Source organism: Peterkaempfera griseoplana (assembly GCF_001418575.1).
GTDB lineage: Bacteria > Actinomycetota > Actinomycetes > Streptomycetales > Streptomycetaceae > Peterkaempfera > Peterkaempfera griseoplana.
In genome coordinates this window covers 1-1,362 of the sequence record NZ_LIQR01000066.1, presented here as the reverse complement: position 1 = coordinate 1,362, position 1,362 = coordinate 1, and the positions used below count along the sequence as shown (strand labels likewise).

Genomic DNA, 1,362 nt, shown 5'->3' with positions numbered 1-1,362 from the left:
CATCGCCGACACCGCCTCCAGCACACCCAACTCACCCACCCGCACCCGCACCGGCAGCGTGTTGATGAACGGACCCGGCACCCGGTCCGAACCGGCACCGGCGTTCATCCGCCCGAACAGCACCGTCCCGAACACCACATCATCGCGGCCACTCACCGCCGCCAACGCCCGCGCCCACGCCACATGCAGCACCGTCGCCGGACTCGCACCCAACCGCCGCGACACCTCACGCAGCCGCCGGGTCATGTCCTCCTCGAAGTGGGTCACGCCGCGGACCGCGTCCGCACCGACTCCGCGGACGTCCTCCAGGCCGTAGGGGGCGGTGGGCTCGTCCACGTCCCCCAGCAGCTCCGCGAAGAACCGCTCGTGCTCCGAACGGTCCACCCCACCACGCGCCTGCGCCACGAAATCCCGGAACGGCAACGGCTCCGCAAGCTCACCACCACGACCGGACAGGTACGCCTCGACCTCGCCGAGGACCACCTCGATCGCGGTGTGGTCCTGGACGATGTGGTGCATACGCAGCAGGGCGAGCCATCGGCCCGTACCGGGCTCGGCGGCCACCTGCATGCGGATCAGCGGAGCGCGGTCCAGCTCCATCGAGAGCGCGCCCGCCGCGAGCAACTCGGCGACCGGATCGGTGCCCCGGGGGTCGAGCGTGACCTCCTCGACCGGGAGCTCCGCCCGCCGCCAGACCACCTGCACCGGCTCCCGCAGCCCGTCCCACACGACCGACGTACGGAAGATGTCGTGCCGGTCGACCACCCACTGCAGTGCACCCACGAGGGCGTCGAGCCGGTCCCGCGACTCGAACTCCAGGACCAGCGGCATCACATAGGCGTCCTCGCCGCCCTCCGACAGCAGATGGTGGAAGAGCAACCCCTCCTGCAACGGCGCCAGCGGATAGACATCCGCCACATTCGCCGCACCACCCTCCACCGACGCCACCACCCGCCCGATCTCCTCCACCGACAGATCCACCAACGGCAACATCTCCGGAGTGATCTCCCGAGCACCCACCGGAATCGCCTTCGCCGGCACCACCACCTGCTCCGCACCCGCCACCACCGCCAACCCCGCAGGCGTCGGCGTCTGGAACAACGCCCGCACCGACACCGACACACCCCGACCCCTCAACACCTCCACCAACCGCACCGCCAACAACGAATGCCCACCCAACGCGAAGAAATCGTCATCCACCCCCACCGACGACAACCCCAACACCTCAGCAAACGCCCCACAGATCACCTCCTCACGCACACTCGACGGACCCCGACCCGAACCCGTCACAAACTCCGGCGCCGGCAACGCCCGACGATCCAGCTTCCCGTTCACCGTCAACGGCAGCGCGTCCAGCACCAC

1 protein-coding gene and 1 pseudogene are annotated in these 1,362 nt (G+C 69.5%); both read right to left on the bottom strand.

All coding sequences use genetic code 11. The annotated features are described in order from the left end of the window. Positions 1–993 (bottom strand): condensation domain-containing protein (locus AOK09_RS05380; RefSeq protein ID WP_245687129.1); only part of this gene is annotated, 993 nt, incomplete at its 3' end. Between the two features lie 135 nt (positions 994–1,128). Beyond that, a pseudogene (locus AOK09_RS43575) lies at positions 1,129–1,200 on the bottom strand (phosphopantetheine-binding protein); the annotation flags it as partial. Positions 1,201–1,362: the final 162 nt, after the last annotated feature.